The organism is Planctomycetota bacterium (assembly GCA_033763975.1).
GTDB lineage: Bacteria > Planctomycetota > Phycisphaerae > Phycisphaerales > UBA1924 > RI-211.
Genome location: JANRJM010000018.1, coordinates 67,997 through 88,468, shown reverse-complemented (window position 1 = coordinate 88,468; position 20,472 = coordinate 67,997). Strand labels below are relative to the sequence as shown.

The 20,472-nt window shown below is 72.3% G+C and carries 17 protein-coding genes; 8 read left to right on the top strand and 9 right to left on the bottom strand.

The features are described from left to right. Nucleotides 1–38 precede the first annotated feature (38 nt). Nucleotides 39–782, top strand: coding sequence for a PEP-CTERM sorting domain-containing protein (locus SFY69_12215; protein MDX2132805.1), 744 nt, complete (start codon nucleotides 39–41; stop codon nucleotides 780–782). A gap of 3 nt (nucleotides 783–785) precedes the next feature. Here SFY69_12215 and pyrF read toward each other — a convergent pair whose 3' ends face one another. After that, nucleotides 786–1,649 (bottom strand): orotidine-5'-phosphate decarboxylase, encoded by an 864-nt coding sequence (gene pyrF, locus SFY69_12210; GenBank protein ID MDX2132804.1) that lies wholly within the window; start codon nucleotides 1,647–1,649, stop codon nucleotides 786–788. A 64-nt stretch (nucleotides 1,650–1,713) separates the two neighbouring features. Between pyrF and SFY69_12205 the strand changes: the two genes are divergently transcribed. Beyond that, nucleotides 1,714–2,037, top strand: coding sequence for a DUF971 domain-containing protein (locus SFY69_12205; protein MDX2132803.1), 324 nt, complete (start codon nucleotides 1,714–1,716; stop codon nucleotides 2,035–2,037). Here SFY69_12205 and lpxK read toward each other — a convergent pair. From lpxK to SFY69_12190, 3 genes are read right to left on the bottom strand one after another with little or no spacing between them, the layout of a single operon-like run. Continuing rightward, a complete protein-coding gene (lpxK, locus tag SFY69_12200; GenBank protein ID MDX2132802.1) occupies nucleotides 2,015–3,217 on the bottom strand; it encodes a tetraacyldisaccharide 4'-kinase in 1,203 nt (400 codons plus the stop codon). The genes SFY69_12205 and lpxK overlap by 23 nt on opposite strands. Next, on the bottom strand, nucleotides 3,214–3,642 hold the full coding sequence (locus SFY69_12195; protein MDX2132801.1) for a hypothetical protein: 429 nt from the start codon (nucleotides 3,640–3,642) through the stop codon (nucleotides 3,214–3,216). Before SFY69_12195 ends, lpxK begins: the two co-directional genes overlap by 4 nt. Beyond that, nucleotides 3,639–4,262, bottom strand: coding sequence for a Maf family protein (locus SFY69_12190; protein MDX2132800.1), 624 nt, complete (start codon nucleotides 4,260–4,262; stop codon nucleotides 3,639–3,641). The genes SFY69_12195 and SFY69_12190 overlap by 4 nt, the downstream gene beginning before the upstream one ends. Nucleotides 4,263–4,340: 78 nt before the next feature. Here SFY69_12190 and SFY69_12185 point away from each other — a divergent pair, with 78 nt between their 5' ends. Then, nucleotides 4,341–5,177, top strand: coding sequence for a nitrilase-related carbon-nitrogen hydrolase (locus tag SFY69_12185; GenBank protein ID MDX2132799.1), 837 nt, complete (start codon nucleotides 4,341–4,343; stop codon nucleotides 5,175–5,177). Nucleotides 5,178–5,180: 3 nt separating this feature from the next. Here the strand turns inward: SFY69_12185 and SFY69_12180 are convergent, their stop codons facing one another. After that, the gene (locus tag SFY69_12180; GenBank protein MDX2132798.1) at nucleotides 5,181–6,860 is read right to left on the bottom strand and encodes an ATPase, T2SS/T4P/T4SS family; all 1,680 of its coding nucleotides are present in this window, start codon (nucleotides 6,858–6,860) and stop codon (nucleotides 5,181–5,183) included. Between the two features lie 81 nt (nucleotides 6,861–6,941). Here SFY69_12180 and serS point away from each other — a divergent pair, with 81 nt between their 5' ends. The 3 genes from serS to SFY69_12165 all read left to right on the top strand — a co-directional run bounded on the left by serS (nucleotide 6,942) and on the right by SFY69_12165 (nucleotide 11,545). Then, on the top strand, nucleotides 6,942–8,372 hold the full coding sequence (gene serS, locus SFY69_12175; GenBank protein ID MDX2132797.1) for a serine--tRNA ligase: 1,431 nt from the start codon (nucleotides 6,942–6,944) through the stop codon (nucleotides 8,370–8,372). Nucleotides 8,373–8,376: 4 nt separating this feature from the next. Continuing rightward, nucleotides 8,377–9,192, top strand: a complete 816-nt coding sequence (locus tag SFY69_12170; GenBank protein ID MDX2132796.1) for an FkbM family methyltransferase — start codon at nucleotides 8,377–8,379, stop codon at nucleotides 9,190–9,192. Between the two features lie 1,111 nt (nucleotides 9,193–10,303). After that, entirely contained in the window at nucleotides 10,304–11,545 is a 1,242-nt protein-coding gene (locus tag SFY69_12165; protein MDX2132795.1) for a nitroreductase family protein, read from the top strand. 16 nt (nucleotides 11,546–11,561) lie between these two features. Here the strand turns inward: SFY69_12165 and SFY69_12160 are convergent, their stop codons facing one another. The 4 genes from SFY69_12160 to SFY69_12145 all read right to left on the bottom strand — a co-directional run bounded on the left by SFY69_12160 (nucleotide 11,562) and on the right by SFY69_12145 (nucleotide 15,612). Next, nucleotides 11,562–12,830 (bottom strand): RluA family pseudouridine synthase, encoded by a 1,269-nt coding sequence (locus SFY69_12160; GenBank protein MDX2132794.1) that lies wholly within the window; start codon nucleotides 12,828–12,830, stop codon nucleotides 11,562–11,564. An 18-nt stretch (nucleotides 12,831–12,848) separates the two neighbouring features. Continuing rightward, entirely contained in the window at nucleotides 12,849–13,694 is an 846-nt protein-coding gene (locus tag SFY69_12155; protein ID MDX2132793.1) for a hypothetical protein, read from the bottom strand. Nucleotides 13,695–13,801: 107 nt separating this feature from the next. Further along, nucleotides 13,802–14,824: a GTPase gene (locus SFY69_12150; GenBank protein MDX2132792.1), complete on the bottom strand. Its 1,023-nt coding sequence runs from the start codon at nucleotides 14,822–14,824 to the stop codon at nucleotides 13,802–13,804. Beyond that, nucleotides 14,824–15,612, bottom strand: coding sequence for a type III pantothenate kinase (locus tag SFY69_12145; GenBank protein MDX2132791.1), 789 nt, complete (start codon nucleotides 15,610–15,612; stop codon nucleotides 14,824–14,826). The genes SFY69_12150 and SFY69_12145 overlap by 1 nt, the downstream gene beginning before the upstream one ends. 79 nt (nucleotides 15,613–15,691) lie before the next feature. Between SFY69_12145 and SFY69_12140 the strand changes: the two genes are divergently transcribed. Both SFY69_12140 and SFY69_12135 read left to right on the top strand, forming a co-directional pair. Continuing rightward, complete coding sequence (locus tag SFY69_12140) at nucleotides 15,692–16,681, top strand: hypothetical protein (GenBank protein ID MDX2132790.1); 990 nt, start codon at nucleotides 15,692–15,694, stop codon at nucleotides 16,679–16,681. 299 nt (nucleotides 16,682–16,980) lie between these two features. Further along, nucleotides 16,981–20,391, top strand: a complete 3,411-nt coding sequence (locus SFY69_12135) for a hypothetical protein (GenBank protein ID MDX2132789.1) — start codon at nucleotides 16,981–16,983, stop codon at nucleotides 20,389–20,391. Nucleotides 20,392–20,472 lie beyond the last annotated feature (81 nt).

Here is a 20,472-nt window from a genome sequence, read left to right as displayed (position 1 = left end):
CTTCACCCTGTCAGACGACTTCCACGGAGATTCGAGAGATGAAGAACATCGCCATCGCCGCGACCCTCGCGCTGAGCGCCGGCGCCGCCCACGCCACCACCTTCAGCTTCGCGTCGGACTTCGCCGCCGACACGAGCTGGACGTTCACCGGCGCGGGCACGCCCAGCGCCGCGACGATCCGCGACGCCGTGCCCGTCACCGATCTGCTCGCACTGTTCCGCGACGACGACAACGGCCCGCTCCCGCCCTCGGGACCATTCCTCGACTTCAACGCAAACATGGGTATCCGCTGGGTCTCCAGCACCCCCACCACCGGCGGCGCGTTCGTCCACATCTATGCGATGGATGTCGGCGCCTTCCAGTTCGACGACATCCTCGGCAACACCGAGTTCCGCGTGACGTACTTCAACGCCGTCATGACCGTCCTCGGCACCGAGTTCGCGTGGGGCTCCACCGCCACGATTCAAGGGGCGGACAACGCGAACGGCGGGTCGGTGACGTGGTTCGCCGCGAACACCGACGCCGCGTATGGCATCTTCGCCGGCAACTCGGTCGGGCCCGACGATTTCGCCTTCACCCTCACTGAGATCAACACGTCGGGCCGCCGCCCGCTGGGCAATCTGCCCCGGGGCGTCGCCATCGACCAGCAGACCCGGCTGCCGACGCAGCAGTGGTGGTCGGAAGGCTCGTTCTCGGGCGGCGCGTACTGGGTGCCCGCACCCGGCGCGACGGCACTGCTCCTCGCCGGCGCCGGGCTCGTGGCGCGCCGGCGCCGGATCTGACCGCTACGCCGAGGCCCGGACCACCGCGCCGATCTCGTCGCGCAGGCGCTCGGCCGCTCGGCGCACGCCCTGCGTCCAATCGGCGTCGCCCGCGCCCATCGGCTCGTAGATGATCGAGCGGCTCGCCGTCACGAGCACGCCCCGACCGTCCGGGCGCAGCAGCGCGCGGACATCGTCCGCCGTGCCCCCCTGCGCGCCGTACCCGGGCACGAGAAAGACCTGCTCGGGCATGCGCGCCCGCAACGCCGCCCCTTCGCCGGACTTGGTCGCCCCCACCACCGCGCCGACGCCCGAGAGCCCCGACGCGCCCAGGCGCCCGGCGCCCAGCGCGCGGACGGCGTCCGCCATCATCGCCGCCACGGTGCGCCCGTCGGCCAGGGGCGCCCCCTGCACCACGTCGCTGTCGGGGTTGCTCGTCCGCACAAGCACGAAGACGCCCAGCCCCGCGTCGAGGAACGGCTCCACCCCGCTGGGCCCGAGGTACCCGCTCACGGTGATCGCGTGCGCACCCGCCCGAGCGGCCCCGGCGGCGTAGTGGCTCGCCGAGATCCCGATGTCCCCGCGCTTCGCGTCGAGCACGACCCAGTACCCCTGCCCCCGCGCGTCGGACATGTGCTCTTCGAGCACGCCCACGCCCCGCGAGCCGTACCGCTCGTAGCACGCCGACTGGAACTTCACCGCGGGCACGACGCCCGCGGCGGCCCGGAGCAGCGCGTGCCCGAACTCGCGGATCGCGCCCAGCGCGTCGTGGTGCCGGGCGCGCACGTCCGCGTGCAGGTGCTCGAGCACGGGGTCGATGCCCATGCACACGGGCGACCCGGCGCAGCGCTCGACGCACGCGAGAAGGAGGTCGGTCGGGTGGTTCACGCCTCGGCTCTCCACGGGGCACCGGCGCCCCGGCGCAGCGTACACCCGCGTCTACGCTTGCGCCGTGGCGCCCGACGCACCCCGAACACTCGACGTCCGCAAGGATCGCGGGCTCACCATCGAATGGGCCGACGGCTCGACGTCGTTCTACTCCGTCGCGTACCTGCGTCGCATGTCGCCCAGCGCCGACATGAAGTCGCTCCGCGACGAGATGGCGAGCAACCCGCTGACGGTGCTGCCCGCGGGCGCCGCGAGCGGCCCGCTCACCATCCTCGAGGCCGAACTGCGGGGCAACTACGCCATCTGGTTCAGGTTCTCCGACGGGCACTCGACGGGCATCTACTCGTGGCAGTACCTGCGCGACATCAGCCCGCCGTCGGGCGAGTAGGCGCATCGGGTTCAACATCTCGGTCGGACTCGCCGCCGGAACCTTCCTCGTCGTGCGCTCTGGGCTCCGACAGATCGAGCCCCGCCGCCTCGCGCACGAGCCCCAGCAGTTCGTGCTCGCCGGATTCGAACCGCAGGTCGAGGGTGGGCACGTACACGGGGCACGGCCAGCGGGCGGGGTGCACCGCGTCGAGCTTGGTCCAGTCCTTGGGCGTGACGAGCAGCGCCTCGGCGCGGGTGCGCTGCAGCGCCTCGACCAGGCGCGCGAGCGTCGGCGGCGCGTACGGGTCGTGGTCTCGCAGGATCAACGCCCCGGCCAGCGGCCCAGCACACGCGCCCCGGGCGGCGTCCAGGAACGGGTCCGGGTTGCCGATCGCGCACGCCGCGAACACACGACGCCCGCGCAGGGCGCCCACCGGGGCCGCGACCGGCGCGCCCGCGGCGTTGCGATCATCGGTGCCCGGGTCGTGCCGCGTGAACCCGCCCCACGCGTGCGCACACGCCGCCACGACCGCGCGGGGCGGCAGCACCTCACGCACCCGGCGCGCGAGCGCCGCCACGCGCTCGCGCCCCGCGCGATCGGCGTGGGTGAGCAGCACGGCGTGCGCGCGCGCGAGCGACGCCACCGGCTCGCGCAGCCACCCGGCGGGCAGGAGCGCGTCGTCGAACGGGCTGCGCGTCGCGTCGATGAGCACGATGTCGCACTGGCGCGCGACGCGCCGGTGCTGGAAGCCGTCGTCGAGCAGCACGCAATCCACCGCGCGCCCGCGCTCGGCCGCGAACAGGTCGAGCAGCCCCTCGACCCGGTTGGGCTGGGCCACGATCGGCACGCCGGGGAACGCCGCCGCGTACAGGCGGGCCTCGTCGGAATCTTCACCCCGCCCGGTGGGCGAGGCGTAGCCCCGCATGGCGACGCAGGGGCGGCGCTGGTCGTCGAGCAGCGCGCGGATCAGGCGGAGCACGGCGGGCGTCTTGCCCGTGCCGCCCACCGAGAGATTCCCGACGCTGATCACCGGGCGGTCGAAGGTGATGACGCCCTCGCCCCGGTCCCAGGCGCGGTTGCGCCGGGCGATGACGCGGGCGTAGACGCGCGACGCAAGGCGCCCCAGCGGGCCGGCGAGCGGCGGACGCCGCGTCGGCGGCGAGGCGGTGGGCTGGGCGGCAAAATCCGCGACGGTCATCGGCCCGGCAGCGTACGCGAGGCGGCCTCGTCGCGGGCGTCGCGCAGCGATTCGCGCAGCGTCCGCCGCAGGGTCCGCAGGTCGCGCCGGTGCAGACGCCAGGTGTTCAGCAGGTCCAGCCCCGCCAGCGCCAGCAGCATCACCACCAGCCCCGTCGTCAGCATCCACGCCAGCACGAACGCTCGCTGGTCGCGCACCGGGTCGGCCAGCGACAGCGCGTACGAGCCGATCGGCAGCATGAGCATCATCACCATCGCGCTCGCCAGGCGGATCCGCCGGCGGCTCGCGGGCATCTCCGCCTTCGCCAGCGACAACGCGTGCGCCGCCACGATGATCAGCGACAGCCCCATGATCGGCAGCACGAGGAACGCGTGCGCGACCGGCCCCTGCCCCAGCGGCACCAGCATGCCCGGCAGATCCGTCACGCCGCGGTCCCCCGCCCGCCCGCGCCGCAGAACTGCGCGAGTTCCTCGCGCAGGCGCGGCATGGGCAGGCCCATGATCGTCGAGTCGTCCCCGTCGAACTCGATCGGCCAGCCCGCGTCGAGCCGCTCCGACAGGTTGTACGCCCCCGCCTTGCCCGCCCAGCCGCCCGACGCGACGTACCGGTCGACCTCGTCGTCGGCGAGCGCGCCGAACCGCACCTCGGCCCGCTCGGCGAACAGGCGCCGGCGCCCCGTCCCGCTCTCGACCAGCGCCACGCCGGTGATGACCTCGTGCGCACGCCCGACGAACGACTGGATGATGCGGCGAGCCTCGTCCCCGCAGGTGGGCGTGCCGATGAGGCGCCCGTCGACCAGGCACGTGGTGTCGGCCCCGATCACGACGCGCCCCGCGGGCGCCTCGAGCGCGCGGGCCCAGGCTTTCAGGTACGCCAACGCCATCACCCATTCATCGGGCGAGACGTTGCCCGGCTGCAGGATCGCGTCGTCGAACCCGGGGTGTTCGGAGACATGCGCAACACCCGCGCGTTCCAGGAGTTCACGCCGCCGGGGAGAGCGGCTCGCCAGCAGCACGCTCGGCACGTTCGCGGGTCCGTCGTGCACGTCGAAAGCCTCCGCCGGTTGCAGTTCGCAGATCATGCCGGTCCCTTCGGTCAGCGCTCGGTCCTACCGTGAAATCCGATGACCTCCGCGCTTCCCAGGGCCCACCTCGTGCAGTTGGACACCGCGTGGGAGGACCACGAGGCGAACATGGAGCAGGTTCGTACGCTGCTCGACGACGCCCGGGTCGCGCGGGGTGATTTCATACTCCTCGGAGAGATGTTCGATACCGGGTTTTCCTTCAGCACCGAGGCGACGGCCGACGTCGACGCCCGGACGCTGGGGTTTCTCGGTGAACTGGCCCAGGAGTTTCATGCAACCGTCCAGGGCGGACGGACGAGCGCGCCCTGCCGGCGGTGCGCCGCCAGGAACGTCATGAGCGCGCTCGGGCCCGCAGAACCCCATGCGACGCATCTGGCCGAATACGCCAAAGTTCATCTCTTTCCCAACGAGGCGGCCCACCTCGAACCCGGAGGCGCGATCGTGACGTACGGGTGGGAGGCCGCGGGGCTGCGCGTCTGCCCGGCGATCTGCTACGACCTGCGGTTCCCGGAGCTCTTCCGCGCCGGGCTGGCGCGCGGGGCCGAGCTGTACGCGATCGGCGCCTGCTGGCCCCGCCAGCGCGCGCACCACTGGCGGGCGCTGCTGCTCGCGCGCGCGATCGAGAACCAGGCGTTCGTGCTGGGCGTGAATCGCGTCGGCAAAGATCCCGCGCACGCGCCCAGCGCCGGCTGGGAGTACGCCGGGGGCTCCATCGCCATCGACCCCACCGGCGAGGTGCTGGGCGAGCTCGGCGACCGCGCGGGCGTGCTGAGCGTGCCGATCGACGCCGCCCGCCTGCGCGCGTGGCGCGACGCATTCCCGGCGTGGCGGGCCGTGCCGCCTATCCCGCCCGGCGACGCCCCGACCCGCGCGTGATCTTCACCCCAGCCCCGCGACGCGATCGACCTCGTCCAGGCTCGTCGCGCCCTCCGCGACCATCCGCCAGCCGAACTGCGCGAGCGTGGTGAAGTGCCCCGAGTCGATCACCTTCTTCATCGCGCCGATGCTCGGCTCGCCCAGCACGATGTCGCGCAGCTCGTCGGTGAAGTCCAGCAGCTCGAACAGCGCCCGCCGCCCGCGGTACCCCGTGCGCAGGCACCGCGCGCACCCGACGGCGTGGTAGATGTAGTTCTTCCCGCCCAGCCACTTGCCCAGGCGCGACGACTGCCCCGGCAGCACCGGCGTCTCGCGCTTGCAGTTGTCGCACAGCACCCGCACCAGGCGCTGCGCCACGATCAGGTCCAGCGAGTTCGCCACCAGGTACGGCTCGACCTTGAGGTCCAGCAGGCGGAACACCGCCGAGATCGATTCCTTCGCGTGCACGCTCGAGAAGACCAGGTGCCCGGTCAGGGCGGCCTGCATCGCCGTCCGCGCCGTCTCGTCGTCGCGCACCTCGCCCACCAGGATCACGTCCGGGTCCTGGCGCAGCACGCTCCGCAGCAGCCCCCCGAACGTGTTCCCCTTCGCCTCGTCCACGGGGATCTGCGTCACGTTGTCCAACTGGTACTCGACCGGGTCCTCGATCGTCACGACGTTGCGGCTTGTCCGGTCGATCGTCCGGATCGCGTTGTAGAGCGTCGTCGTCTTCCCGCTGCCGGTCGGGCCGCAGGCCATGAGCATCCCGCTCTCCTGCTGGCACAGACGCTGCACGCGGTCGAACATGTAGGGCAGCAGGCCCAGGTCGCTCATGCTCGTGGGCTGCCACTTCTGATCGAGCACGCGGAGCACCAGCTTCTGCCCCTGCACCGTCGGGGTGAACGACACGCGGTACTCCACCCGCCGGTCGGGGAAGACCACCGAGAAGTGCCCGTCCTGCATCGCGTCGCGCCCCGCGACCATCATGTGGCACGCCGCCTTGATCACGCCGAACACCAGCTCCGCCACCCGCTTGGGCAGGTCCACGATGTGCACCATGTCGCCGTCCACGCGCATCCGCACGTGCCCGGCCTCGGCCTTGGGCTCGATGTGCACGTCCGTCGCCCGCGCTTTGCTCGCCAACTGGATCAGCAGGCGCAGCGCGTTGGGCCCGTCGCTCTGCCCCAGCAGCACGTCCGTCGGACGCCCGTTCGCGTCGATCACCCGCACCGTCTCGGGGTCCGTGTCCTTGGGCGGGACGGCCTGGATCAGCTCCGATAACTCGAACATCCACCCGATCTCGCGGCTCTGCACCGGCGAGGCGTTTGCCACCTCCGCCGGCAGCTCGCGCAACGCCGCCCCGACGTGGAACGCCCCTTCCGCGTCCGTTTCGTCGGGCGAGGCCCCCGCCGCGCGCTCCCGCTCCACCAGGAACTCGTGCGACCCGACCTTCAGGACGTCGCCGGGCGAAATCGGCGACTCGGTGATCTTGACCTCGTTCAGCTTCGTGCCATTGCGCGAGCCCAGGTCGCGCACGACCCACCCGCCCTTGCCGTCGGGCTGGAGGACGCAGTGCTGGCGGCTCGCGCGCTCGTCGATGATGGGCACCGCGCAGTCGGGGCTGCGACCGATCACGACGCGCCCGCCGCTGAGCGTCACGGGCTTCGCCGATCCGCGGATGGGGGTGAGCTTGAACTCCGGCATAAGAGCCCATGGTACCGGACGCGTCGGGGCTGGATGCAGCCGGCGGGGCGCGGCGCCCCCGGTTTCCTACACTGACGCCCCATGATCGACCTGAAGGCCCTGCGCGAGAACCCCGCCCACTTCGCCCTCGGGGCCAAGGCCAAGGGCGTCCACGTCGACATCGAACGGCTCGTGGCGCTCGACGCCCAGCGCCGCCAGTTGCAGGGGGAGAGCGACCGGCTGCGGGCCGAGCAGAACCGGCTGGCCAAGGAGGTCGGCCCGCAGATCGGCAAGCTCAAGGGGCAGCTCAAGTCCAAGCCGCCCGAGGAGGCCGCCGCCCTGCAGCGCGAGATCGACGCGCTGAGCGCCAAGCCGACGGAACTGAAGGCGACGCTGCAGGCGATCGAGGCCGAGGTAGCGCGCATCGATCCGGAACTGCACGCGCTGCTGCTCCAGGTGCCCCTCCCGCCCGACGCGGACGTGCCGGTGGGAACCTCGAGCGACGACAACGTCGAACTGCGCCGCTGGGCCGCCCCGCCCAGCGACCTGCTCCCGCAGGGCTTCGACCCGGGAAAGACCTTCGAGGCGAACAAGGGGTTCAGGCCCAAGGGGCACATGGATCTCGTGCGCGACCTGCGCCTGTGCGACTTTGAGCGCGGCGTGAAGATCGCGGGCTCGCGCTCGTACATCCTGACCGGCGACGGGATGCGCCTGCACCAGGCCGTCCTCCGCTACGCGGTGGACTTCATGACCGAGCACCATGGCTTCACGCCCATCAGCGTGCCGACGGTGGTGCGCGAAGAGACGATGATCGGCACGGGGTTCTTCCCCGCTGGACGCGAGCAGGCGTACCACATCCCCGAGAGCACGCGGGGCGGCGGGTACGACCTGTACCTCACGGGCACCGGCGAGGTCGGGCTCATGGGCCTGCACGCCGACGAGATCCTCGACGAGGCGGCCCTCCCGCTGAAGTACGTCACGGTCTCCACCTGCTACCGGCGCGAGGCCGGGGCGGCGGGCAAGGACACCGCCGGGCTGTACCGCATCCACCAGTTCGACAAGGTCGAGCAGGTGGTGATCTCGCGCTCCAGCGAGAGCGAAAGCCGCGACTGGCACCGCGCGATGATCCGCTACGTCGAGGCGCTCTTGAAGTCGCTCGAGCTCCCCCACCGCCTGCTGCAATGCTGCACGGGCGACCTGGGCGTCAAGAACGCCGACATGATCGACATCGAGTGCTGGATGCCCGGGCGGGGCGAAGCCGGGATCGACGGCGTGCCGACGGGCGCGTTCGGCGAGACGCACTCGGCAAGCCGCCTGTACGACTTCCAGTGCCGACGTCTGAACATGCGCTATCGCCCGGGCGGCGCCGCGGGCAAGGGCGAGACGTTCTTCTGCCACTCGCTCAACAACACGGTGCTCGCGTCCCCGCGCATCCTGATCCCGCTGCTGGAGATCCACCAGCAGCCCGACGGGAGCGTGCGCATCCCCGCCCCCCTGCGCCCGTACATGGGCGGACGCGAGCGCATCGGGTGACGCGATGAACGACCATCTCGCCCAACTCGACGCCCGGCTCAACCAGGTGCACGGCGGGCTGCTCCAGGTGTGGCGCCAGTTCCTCGGCGTGCGGCGCACCGTCGCCCGGCTCGACGCGCTCGACCGCCTCGCGCGCGCCGGCCAGACGCCCCACCTCGCCCTCGACTTCAAGTCGCAGTTCGGCGAGGACATCACCTCCTGGGAGCTGCTCGGCAAGCCCCTGTCGGGGTTCTTCATCGAGGTCGGCGCGTTCGACGGCGTGTCCTACTCCACCACCTACGCCCTCGAGGCCATGGGCTGGACGGGCCTGCTCGTCGAGCCCACGCCCGCCCGCGCGGAGGCCTGCCGCGCGAACCGCCCGCACTCGCGCGTCGTGCACAGCGCGCTCGCCGGCCCCACCGCCCCCGCCGAGGCGACGTTCCACGTGCTCGAGGACGAGTACGGCGGGATGCTCTCGTACGCCGAGGGCCTGAGCCAGGGGCACCACGTCGAGCAGGTGCACGCCGCGAACGTCCGCAAGGTCTCGGTCCGCGTGCCGGTGACGACGCTCGACCGTCTGCTGGAAGGGCACAACCGGCCGATCGACCTCGTGACGATCGACGTGGAGGGCGCGGAGCTCGAACTGCTCGCGGGCTTCGACCTCGCCCGCTGGCGCCCGCGCCTGATGCTCATCGAGGACAGCACCTTCGGCAACAACCCCGCGCTCGACGCGCTGGTGGCCCGCGGCTCGTACCAGGTCGTCGGCTGGGTGGAATCCAGCCGCGTCTACGCGCGGAGCGACGAAGCCGACATCATCCGGCGCGCCCGCGAGGTGCTGTAACGCGCGACTCCGTGTGCCGGGGTGCCAGAGTGCCGGGGTGACGCCGGCGAGGTCCGCCGGAACGCCCCCGAGCCCGTTCGGCAATGCCGCCCGTTCCCGGGCGTTATGCCCGTCGCCGCGAGGGGGTAATGCTCGTCGGCGTGGAGTAAACGCATGGCGCGGAATCGAGCATGGAACGTCATCGGCGGTTTGCTGGGCATCATCGGCGTCTTCGGCGCGCCCGCGTGGGCCCAGCCCGAACTCGGCGAGCAGCCCCCGATGGAAGAGCAGGCCCCGGATCGCGAGCGCGGACCGGATCGCGAGCGCGGGCCGGGTCGTGAACGCGGGCCCGATCGCGAGCGCGGGCCGCAGCGGCGCGAGGCCGATCGAGGCAGGCCCGAACGCGGGCAGATGGGCGGGAAGCAGATGGATCGCGGGCAGAAGGAGCGTCGCGGGCCGCGGCACGCGGGCCCGGACGCACAACGTCAGGATGGTCCGAACGCACGCGGCGGAGAACGCCGCCGTCAGGGCGAGAAGATGGCGCCCGGCGGTCGCGGCCCGCAAGGGGACGGGCCGCGGCCGGGGCGCGGCGGGCGAAACGACTTCGCCCCGCCGCGTGACGGACAGGGCGGGCGCGCACAGCACGGCCCGCGCGACATGGACCGCCCTGCCATGGATCGCCGCGGCATGGGCGGCCGCGGAATGGAGCCCGGATTGGGCGGGCCGCCCCGCGGGCGTGAAGGCGATCGCGCCGGCCCGCCGCAGCGCCCGATGCCGCCGCACTTCGACGCGCCCCGCGGGCGCGGCGACGGACCCGACGCGCGACGCGGGCCGCACTTCCCCGAGGCGCGCACGCACCGTCCGGACGATCGCGCGCCCCGCGGCGAGTTCGGACCCCGCGGTTCGGGCGGTCCCCAGGACGCCCCGCACGACTTCGACGCGCCCCGCGGCCGCGGCCAGCCCCCGCGCGGGCGTGGACAGGGCCCGCGCCCGATGCCCTCTCGGGGCGGCCCGGGCGAAGAGATCTGAATCCTCGCGCGATCTTGACATACAGACGGCGATGTACAGGCCCGTTCGGACAGACACGTCCGCGCGGGCCTTGTACCATCGGCGCTTCGTCGCGGAGGAGCCGATGTTCGGACGCAAGCAGCAGGACACCCCACTCCCGGAAAAACGCAAGGGCCGCATCGACCTCGAGAAGCTCGCCAGCCAGGCGACCAGCACGTCCGCCGAGCGCGGCACGGGGAAGAAGCGGGCGATCGCCCCGACGACCAAGGCGGCGCCCGGCGGCGCGGGCGTGCAGAACTTTCTCGGCGCCGACAGCCCGTGGTTCACCGATCCCGTCCGCTTCCCGCGGACGGGCCCGCGGGGCGAGCAACTGCGATTCTGCGTGGCGTACGCGACGCTGGCGCCCTCGAGCCACAACAGCCAGCCGTGGAAGTTCCGCGTCGACGACGACGCGGTGTTCGTCTACGCCGATCGCACGCGCGCGCTGCCCGTCGCGGACCCGAACGACCGCGAACTCACGATCTCCGTCGGCTGCGCGGTGGAGTGCCTGTCGATCGCGCTGCACCGCTTCGGCGTGGAGCACACCGTCGAACTCCCGCACGCCGACGAGCGCGACCTGCTCGCGGTGGTGCGGACGGGCGCGGAGCGCGAGGCGACGTCGGACGCTCGGCGCCTGTTCGACGCGATGCTGCGCCGGCGCACGACGCGCACGCCCTTCGAGGACACGCCGGTCCCGGAGATGGCGCTGAAGGAGATGGTGGCCCTCGCCGCCGCCCGGCACGCGACGTTCTTCCCCATCACCGACGCTTCCACGCGCTTCCGCGTCGCGAAGCTGGTGCACGAGGCCGACGTCGTGCAGTTCGGCAACCGCTCGTTCCGCCGTGAACTGGCGATGTGGCTGCACCACAACCGCTCGCACGCGCTCGACGGCATCCCCGGCTACGCGCAGGGCATGGACGAGATGACCTCGCTCGTGGCGCCGCTGGTCGTGCGCACGTTCGACCTGGGCGAGAACCGCGGCGCCCGCGACGAAGACCTCCTGCTGCACTCGCCCCTGCTGGCCTGCCTGGGCACCGCGCGCGATACGCCCGCGGACTGGGTGAACGCCGGGCGCGCGCTCGCGGCGGTGCTCGTGCGGGCCGCCGGCGCGGGCGTCACCGCGTCGTACCTCAACCAGCCCATCGAGGTCGCGGAACTGCGCGGGCACTTCAAGCACATGGTGCCCGAGGCCGGCTGGCCCCAGATCCTGCTGCGCATGGGCTTCGGGCCCAAGCTCTCGCACACGCCCCGGCGCCCCGCCAAGGACGTGCTCATCATGCCCGGCACGCCCGAGGTCAGACCCAAGAAGAAGCCCGCGAAGCGGTAGCCGCGGCGCGACTCGTTCACATCGCGTCGCGCTCGGGCACGGCCTTCGCCAGGTCCACCGTCGCGCCGGGCGCGTCCACACCGGTCGTCTTCCCGCCCCGCAGCACGTGCACCAGGCGCCCGATGTCGCCCCGCAGCGGCGCGGTGAACTCCATCGGCGCCTCCGTCACGGGATGGCGGAACCCCAGCGTGCACGCGTGCAGCGCCTGACGGCGGAGGATCGCCCGCACGCCCTCGGGCGTCTCGTGGTCGCCCGCCGCGAAGAGCTCGAGCACGCCATCGCGCAGCCCCACGCCCTTCCCGGCGTACATGTCGTCGCCGACGATCGGCCACTGGTTGTACGACAGGTGCACGCGGATCTGGTGGGTGCGCCCGGTCTTGAGTTCCAGCTCCACCAGCGAGAACTTCTCGACGCCCGACGCCGCGGGCACCTCGTACCGCTCGCGCACCCGCGCGATGGTCACCGCGTGCTTGCCCAGCTCGTCGTGGCGTACGACGTACTTCTCGCGGTACCCCTTCTCGCGCGACGGGTGCGGGCCGATGGGCAGCTCGATCACCTGCACGTCCGGCTCGATCGCCCCGTGCGCGATCGCCAGGTACCGCTTGTCGACGCGCCGGTGCTCGAAGTGGTGCGCGAGCTTCCAGTGCGCCTCCTCGGTCTTCGCGAAGGCGATGCACCCGCTCGTGTGCCGGTCGAGCCGGTGCACCACGCCCGGGCGGGCGAACTCCTCCCCCACCGCCGACAGCCCGCCCCCCGCCTTCGACCGGTGCAGAAAGTGGTACGTCAGCGCCGACAGCAGCGTGCCCTTCAGGTGGCTCCGCGCGGGGTGCACGATGATGTCGGGCTGCTTGTTGAGCACGATGATGTGCTCGTCCTCGAACAGCACGTCCAGCGGGATGTCCTCGGGCTGGATGTTCGAGGGCGGCGGCGCGGGGATCACCACCTCCACCACGTCGCCCGCGCCGATCTTCGTCGAGGCCTTGGGTGCGCGGTCGTTCACCCGAACGCCCCCCTCGTCGATCAGCCGCTGCAACTGGTTGCGGCTCAGGAATCCGATCCGGTCCGTCAGGTACTTGTCCAGACGCTTGCCCAGATCCCGGCGGATGTGGAACACCACCGTTCGCAGCGCGCTGTCGTCATCCAGCCCGAGTTCCTCGGCCTTCTCCACCGCGCGGCGAACCGCCTCGGCGTCGACCTTCCCGCCCGGCAGCACCAGCCCCGCGGCCGAGGCCTCGTCGTCCGCACCCTCGCCTTCGCCGACCGGGCCGCGCGTTTCGCGTGCCATGACCCGCCCCTCCCGCGATCACTTCGGCGCGGGCCCGGGTTCGGTCGGCGACGGCGCGGGCTCCGTTGGCGCCGGCTCGCTCGGCGCGGGCAGCACCGGGGGCGGCACGGTCACCGGCACCGGTGGGGTCACGGCCTGCGGCTGCGGGGGCGTGGGCACCTGCGCCCGCGTCGGCAGCACCAGCGGCTCCTTCAGACGATCCATCGACGTGATGCGCCGCAGCGCCACCGCCGCGTGCATCGAGTACGTCCCGTCCTTCGTCAGGTCCGCGATCTGCTCGTACCAGCGCCGGGCGTCCTCGAGCTCGCCCCGCGACTCGTGCACCGCCGCCATCCCGTACATCGCGTTGAGCGCGAGCAGCACGCGTGCCGGCTCGTTCTTCGCGCGCTCGTACACCTCGGCGTAGAGCGTGCCCGCGCGCGCCAGGTACTGCTCGCGGTCCGCGTCCGTCAGCACGTCGTCGGCGTTCTGGAGCTCGCCCGTCGGGTTGCCCTGCGCGTCGAGCGTGATCACCGCCCCGACCTTGAGCCCGCGCGCCACGGCACGCAGGTACGCGTCCGCCGCCTCCAGGCGCGCCAGCAGCCCGACGGCGCGCACGCCGTCGTACTCGGCCGCCACCGCCGCGAGCGCGTCGGGGTTGGGGTTCCCCTGGCCCGACGCCTGGTGCAGCTCGATGAACGCGCGGTCGACCTTCTCCTTGCCCGAGCGCTCGAAGTAGTTCTTCGCCCAGACGACCGCCGACGCCGCCGCCGCGAGGAAGAGCAGGGGCGTGCCCCACTTGCGCAGCCAGTCGATGAACTCGACGTTCAGCCGCGACTCTTCAAGTCCTGCCCGCTCGCGAATCTGTGCCTGACGTTCGTCCATGTCCGCTCCGATCGGCGTCTCGCCGGCCCGGCGATGCGCCCCAAGAGGGGGATAGTAGGGAGCGCCCGATGTCGCCCGGGCACCGTGCGCCCCGACGCCCCGCCCTGCTACCCCGCCAGCCCGTCGTCCCAGAACCGCCACGGACCGGGGTCTTCCAGCACCTCGCGCGGCACCAGCCGCTCGCGGATCAACGCGACCAGTTCCTCGACCCCCGCGCCCGTCGGCGCGTGCACGCGGACGTCGACCGGCCCCCGCGCGGGGCCAAGGTCCGAGCGCAGCCCCACACGCAGCACGCGCGGGGCGTCCGCCTGTTCGCCCGGCCCCGGCGGCGCGGGCGTCGTCGCGTCCTCGCACAGCAGCAGCAGGTCGCAGCGGGACGCGAGCTCGCCGGCCATCTCCGCCGCCTCGCGCTCGACTTGCGGGGCGTCGGGCCGAACGCCGGGCGCATCGACATATCGCACCACCAGCCCGGCCAGGTCGAGCATGACGCCCACGTGGTCGCGCGTGGTGCCGGGCTCGTCGGCGACGATCGACACGCCGCGCCCCGCGAGCGTGTTCAGCAGCGTGGACTTGCCGATGTTCGTGCCCCCCACCGCGACGACCAGCGCGGGGTCGATCAGCCGGGCCAGCACGCGCGAGCGACGCTCCACGGCCGCCGCCGCCTCCGGCGCCCGCTCGTACGCCGCCCAGCGCGCCGGCTGGGCGAGCAGCAGATCCACGGCCAGAGGCGACGCCGCCCGCGCGAGCGCGTCCAGCATCCGCGCTTCGAGGAGCGTCGTGGCCTCGGGGTACGCCGCACGCGGGTCGAGGTCGTCCCCTCGCGCCGCCGGCCCGCCCAGAACGCACGCGAGTTCGCGCGCGAGCGCCCGGGTGACCGCGGCCCCGCCGTGGGGCATCAGGTGCACGCTCGTCGGCGTCCAGCGCGCGACGACCCCGCGATCAACGCCCGCGAGATCGCGCACGACGAGCGCCCCCGCCGCGATTCGTCCCAGCCCGAGCGTTGCGAGCGCACGGTCCATCGTGCCCGGGTCCGCGGCGCTCAGCTCGAAGATCGCGACCCCGCCCGGCACGCCCGCCGGCGTCGCCAGCCGCCAGCGCACCCCGATGGGCGGGCTCGGCGCGCGGTCCACTATTCCTCCCCGTCGGCGCGAGAAGCCCACACCTTGGCCACGCCGAGCAACTGGAGGTCTGGCACGATGTGCTCGACCAGGCCGTCGCCCTCGAAGAGCGCCGGCGCGTCGCCCCCGGTCGCGATGACCTGCGGGTACGCGCCGTAGTGGTCGGCGTAGCGCTCGACGACGTGGCGGACCAGGCCACGGGCCGCGTCGCGCACGCCCAGCAGCATCGCGTGGCGGGTGTCGCGCCCGAAGGGCCCGCGCGCTTCGTCGGGGAGTTCGAAGTCGATGAGGGGCAGGGCGGCGGTGTGCTCGTGCATCGCGCGGAGCATCATGTTGAGCCCCGGCGCGATGACCCCGCCCTGAAAGACCCCCTCGCCGTCGACAAAGTCCACGGTGATGGCGGTGCCGGCGTCGACGACGACGCACGCCTGACCCGCGCGGGAGTGGGCCGCCAGCGCGCACAGCGCCCGGTCCTGCCCGAGCGTGGACGCGTCGTCGAGGGCGTGGCGCAGCGGGATGCCGATGTCCTCGCCGACGAGCAGCACGACGCGCGGCGGGGAGGCGTCCTCGATCGCCGCCACCAGCGCATCCGCGGCGGGCGGGTTGACGCCCGCGACGAGAATGGCCAGTTCGGGCGAGGCGTCGGAGAGGGCGAGGACGCCGGCGGCGATCTCGTCGGGCCGCCCGGCGGGCGCGCTGCCGACGTCGTCGAGTTCATCGCCCCGCAGCAGCCCCCAGCGGGCACGGGTGTTGCCGATCGCCACACCGATGACCGGATCTTCGTGCGCCGTGTCGCTCATGCGTCGAGCGTAGACGGCGCGGCTTCGCCCGGCCCGAGCGCGTCCGGCCCGACCGCGCCCGGCGGCTACAGTGCCCGCGATGGAGGCGTGCAAGGTGGATCCCGCGCTCGCGCGGACACAGTTCGGCGATTTCCGGTTCCCGCTCGGCGCGTACCCGGTCGAGCCCATGACGCCCCGACCCGGCTACGCCCTGCAGTTCGAGCCCGCCGACGGCGGGGAAGACGACGCCGACTGGGAAGAGTGGCCCGACCGCTACGTCTTCGACATCGTCATCTCCGCCGAGCGCGTCGAGCCCCTCTGCCGCATGCTCTTCGCGCTCCTGCCCCCGCGCGTCTACCCCATCCTCGACGTCCTCGGGCACGACGCCTACCGCGAGATCGACCCGTACATCGCGTACGACCTGGTCTCGCTCGAGCGATTCCTCGACGGCGTGCGCCGCTACCGCGACTTCCTGCTCGAGGACGGGCTCGTCGGCTTCGGCGCCATGAGCGAGGAGCCCTTCGTCTACGTCTTCGTCGACGAGCACAAGATCCTCACCGTCCGCGTGCAGCCCGAGTACAAGGACCGCGTCGAGAAGATCCTGCACGCGTTCGACCTCGAGAACGTCGAGGAACCCGCCGGCGCCGACTCGGCCGCCCACGAGCACCGCACCGCGCTCCTCGCCCCCGAGGACCAGCCCGACCTGCTGGACCCCGACCAGATCGTCGAGCGCCTGCGCGACGACTGGCAGCTCGTGCTGAACATTGATCCCGATTCGAACGTGGACGACGACGCCCAGCCCCTCGGCGATACCCACTGGCGGTGCATCGCGCGCTGCCACGCCGACGCCGCGAACCCCGCGTACGCCGAGATCATCCTGCGTGCCCCGGACCTTCGCCACGCCGAGGAGACGGCGTTCGACGCGATCGACCTGCTGTCGGAAGACGCGACGGCGTGGGACGACGTGGTGATCGTGTCGTCGAACCGTCTGAAACCCGAACAGGTTCGGGAACTGAAAGGGCTCCGCAAGCTCCCGTCGCAGCCCGAATCGGGCGGGCACGTGGTGTCGGCGCGCTGGCTTGGTGAATAACTCCGAGGAGGGGGGTTTGCATCCGGCGGACGGGGCGTGTATCTTCCCCGCTCGGTCGGAACCCGGACCCTCAGGCATGCGCATGAGGTGACACCGGGGGCGACGCGGTGAGCAATCACCCGCGTCACGCCCACACCGCTGATCGACACGCCCGCGCCGCGGAGCGCGGGGAGCACGCTCGGACCATCGGGCCTGCGGCGTCGGACAGCACGCGTGTCTGATCGACGAGAGGCGCCGACCGGACTGGACCTTCCAGGGGGGCGGGACGTGGAGTTCCCGCCGAACGAACGGAGATGCACATGTTGACTCGCGACCGCGCTTCGATCCGAATCCTCCTCGCCGCCGCGGGGCTCGCCGCTTCCATGAGCCTGGCCTCCCCCGCGTTCGCCGACGGGGACAGCGTGCCCGCCGCACAGGCGGCGACCGCACGCGAGGTGCTCGATCGAGCCGCCGACCTGCTCGCGAACAACCAGCCCGTCCGGGCGCGGGCGCTGCTCGTGCCCCTCACGGCCAAGAGCAACATCTCGCTCACCGGCGCGGAGAGCACCCGGCTGTACTCCCTCCTGGCGAACGCGACCGCCCGCGTGAAGGCCCTGGGACCCGTCGAGGCCAGCACCCAGCTCGCCGAGGACGCCCTCCTGCACGACGACCTGGTCGAGGCCGACCGGCACGCGGCCGCCGTCATCGACGCGCCCCGCGCGACGAACGAGCAGGTCGGGCGTGCCCGGCGCGTGAAGGACGAGGCCGCCGCCCGTCGCCTCGCCGTGGCGCACACGGTGCCCGACACGCTGTCCCAGGCCGCCCGGGCGCTCGAAGAGGGCCGCCCCGCCGAGGCGCGCGACACGCTCGACCGCGTGGTGAAGCTGGGGATCGCCCTGCCCGAGCAGCAGGCGGCCGAGCTCGACACGCTCCGCGGGCGCGTGCTGGGCTTTGGGGCGATGGACGCGAACGCCGGCGCCATGCAGCAGCCGGGGATCATTCGTCGTCGTGAACGCGGAAGCGAAGACGCGCAGCCTTCTCCGCAGCCCCAGCCTTCTCCGCAGCCCCAGCCGGCCCCGGAGAACCAGCCCGCGCCGCAGGGACAGCCGGCCCCCCAGCCCGAGCCGGCGCCGCAGCCCGCGCCCCAGCCCGAACCGGCCCCGCAGGCGCAGCCCGACGTGATCCAGCAGGCCCAGCAGTTCGAGGCCGCCTCGATCCTCGCCGACGCCGACTTCGCGTTCGACCAGGGGCGCTACACCGACGCCGCGACCGGGTACCGCCGGGTGCTGGCGGCGTACGCGGGGGTCATCTCCGCGGAGCAGCGGACCCGGGCCGAGCAGCGTCTGGCGGAGACCAACGCCCGCCTGAACATCAACCCCGGCCAGGGCGGGGACATCCTGAGCGGCGCGCTGCGGGCGAACCAGATCGCCCGCGAGCAGACGCTGGCCGAGTTCAACAACGACGTCGAGCAGGCCTCGCGGGCGCTGGAGGCGGGCGACCCCGGCCGCGCCCGTGATCTGGCCGCCGCCGCCAATCTGCGCCTGAGCGCCGGGCGCCAGTACCTGTCCGCCGCGGAGTTCGAGGAGAACAAGGCGCGTGTGGACCAGCTCCGCACGACGATCGACCAGAACGAGGAGCGGATCCGGGCCGAGCAGGCCCGCATGCAGGAAGAGCGTCTGGCGGCCGAGGCGCGCCTGCGCGAGACCGAGGTCGCCCGCAACAAGGAAGAGCGCATCGACCAGGCCCTGCAGCGCGTCCGCGCCCTGCAGCGTGAGATGAAGTACGAGGAGGCCCTGCAGGTCGTCGACCAGGTGCTCTTCCTCGACCCGATCAACCCGTCGGCCCTGGTGCTGCGCGACGTGCTGCAGGACGTGATCCTGACGCTCCGCGCCCGCGGGTACATCGAGCAGCGCGCCCGCAACGTCGCCCTGCAGTCGACGGACAACCTGGGCGCCACCGTGCCCCCGGCCGACATCCTCGACTTCCCCGAGGACTGGCCGGCCATCTCCGAGCGCCGGGGCGAGCCGATCGCCTTCGCCGATTCCGAGGACAACCGTCGCGCGCTCTCGGTGCTCGAGTCCAAGCGCATCCCGGTGGACTTCACCGACACCCCGCTCTCGAGCGTGCTGGGCTTCGTCCAGGCCGTCACGAACCTCAACGTGGACGTCGACTACCAGAGCCTCGAGTCGGTCGGCATCGACCGCGAGTCGCTGGTGACGCTCAAGCTCTCCAACGCCTCGGTCCGCACGGTCCTCGACCGCGTGCTCGAGAAGGTGAGCACCGATTCCAGCAGCGGCGCCGCCTGGTCCGTGAACGACGGCATCCTCGTCATCGCCTCGCAGGACGTCATCAACCGCACCAAGAACCTCGTCATCTACGACATCCGCGACCTGCTCATCGAGGTCCCCGACTACACCGGCGTCCCCGACTTCGACCTCCAGTCCGTCCTCCAGAACACCGGGCAGGGCGGCGGGGGCGGCGGGCGGTCCCCCTTCCAGGAGAACAACGAGGAAGACGTCCAGCGCCGCACCCTCGAAGAACGCACCAACGACCTCATCAACATCATCACCACCAACGTCGACCCCCAGGGCTGGCAGGAGAACGGCGGCGACGTCGGCTTCATCCAGCAGCTCCAGGGCAACCTCATCATCACCCAGACCCCCGCGAACCACCGCGCGATCCACGGCCTGCTCGCCAAGCTCCGTGAATCCCGCGCCATGCAGATCAACGTCGAGACCCGCTTCCTCCTCGTCTCGCAGGACTTCTTCGAGCAGGTCGGCGTCGACATCGACGTCTACTTCAACGGGCGCAACAACCAGGTCCGCACCGCCCGCGGCACCATCCCCACCCTCCGCCCCTCCGAACTCTTCGACCCCGTCACGGGACGCATCAGCCCGACCTTCCCCACCGCCGGCCCGGGCGCCAACGCCAACCGCACCCCGCTCCCCTCGCCCCTCTCGGTCGTCGGCGCCGGGCAGAACAGCCTCGGCATCGCCGAGAGCCTCCTGCAGAGCGACTTCGGCTCGGGCATCATCGCCGGGGCGCCCGCCCTGGGCGTCGCCGGGCAGTTCCTCGACGATCTCCAGGTCGACTTCCTCGTGAAGGCGACCCAGGCCGACCGGCGCACCGTCAGCCTCACCGCCCCGCGCCTCACGTTCACCAACGGGCAGACCTCGAACATCTACGTCGCGACCCAGGTCTCCTTCGTGTCCGACCTCACGCCCATCGTGTCGGAGTCGGCCGTCGGCTTCGACCCCGACCAGGGCGTCATCAGCGAGGGCGTGGTGCTGCTCGTCGACGGCACGATCTCCGCCGACCGTCGCTACGTCACGCTGAACGTCGACGCCGCCGTCTCCCGCATCGAGGGCTTCACCGCCGTCCCCGTCACGGCCGTCGCGGGCGGGCAGCTCGTGAACTCCGCGGCCACTCAGTCGTTCATCCAGAACCCGACGCTGACGGTCACGCGGGTGCAGACCACCGTCACCGTGCCCGACCAGGGCACCATCCTGCTGGGCGGGCAGCGCCTGGTCACGGAGTCCGAGGTCGAGTCGGGCGTGCCCGTGCTCTCCAAGATCCCGATCATCAACCGGTTCTTCTCGAACCGCGTGATGTCCAAGGAAGAGCAGACCCTGCTCATCCTCCTCAAGCCCACCATCCTCATCCAGGCCGAGGAAGAAGAACGCAGCTACCCCGGCCTTGCCGATTCCATCCGCATGCCCTTCGGCAACTGACGAAGCCGAGCGATCCGGCGGCCTCGGGCGCCCACCGTCCCGAGGCCGCTTCTTTTTTGCCCCGTCTCCCGCGCGCGTTGG

Coding starts and splice junctions, on each gene's coding strand:
- SFY69_12155 (MDX2132793.1), bottom strand. CDS start 13,694: ATGGACGAACGTCAGGCACAGATTCGCGAGCGGGCAGGACTTGAAGAG.
- lpxK (MDX2132802.1), bottom strand. CDS start 3,217: ATGACCGTCGCGGATTTTGCCGCCCAGCCCACCGCCTCGCCGCCGACG.
- SFY69_12215 (MDX2132805.1), top strand. CDS start 39: ATGAAGAACATCGCCATCGCCGCGACCCTCGCGCTGAGCGCCGGCGCC.
- SFY69_12165 (MDX2132795.1), top strand. CDS start 10,304: ATGTTCGGACGCAAGCAGCAGGACACCCCACTCCCGGAAAAACGCAAG.
- SFY69_12140 (MDX2132790.1), top strand. CDS start 15,692: ATGGAGGCGTGCAAGGTGGATCCCGCGCTCGCGCGGACACAGTTCGGC.
- SFY69_12170 (MDX2132796.1), top strand. CDS start 8,377: ATGAACGACCATCTCGCCCAACTCGACGCCCGGCTCAACCAGGTGCAC.
- SFY69_12145 (MDX2132791.1), bottom strand. CDS start 15,612: ATGAGCGACACGGCGCACGAAGATCCGGTCATCGGTGTGGCGATCGGC.
- SFY69_12185 (MDX2132799.1), top strand. CDS start 4,341: ATGACCTCCGCGCTTCCCAGGGCCCACCTCGTGCAGTTGGACACCGCG.
- serS (MDX2132797.1), top strand. CDS start 6,942: ATGATCGACCTGAAGGCCCTGCGCGAGAACCCCGCCCACTTCGCCCTC.
- SFY69_12160 (MDX2132794.1), bottom strand. CDS start 12,830: ATGGCACGCGAAACGCGCGGCCCGGTCGGCGAAGGCGAGGGTGCGGAC.
- SFY69_12135 (MDX2132789.1), top strand. CDS start 16,981: ATGTTGACTCGCGACCGCGCTTCGATCCGAATCCTCCTCGCCGCCGCG.
- SFY69_12180 (MDX2132798.1), bottom strand. CDS start 6,860: ATGCCGGAGTTCAAGCTCACCCCCATCCGCGGATCGGCGAAGCCCGTG.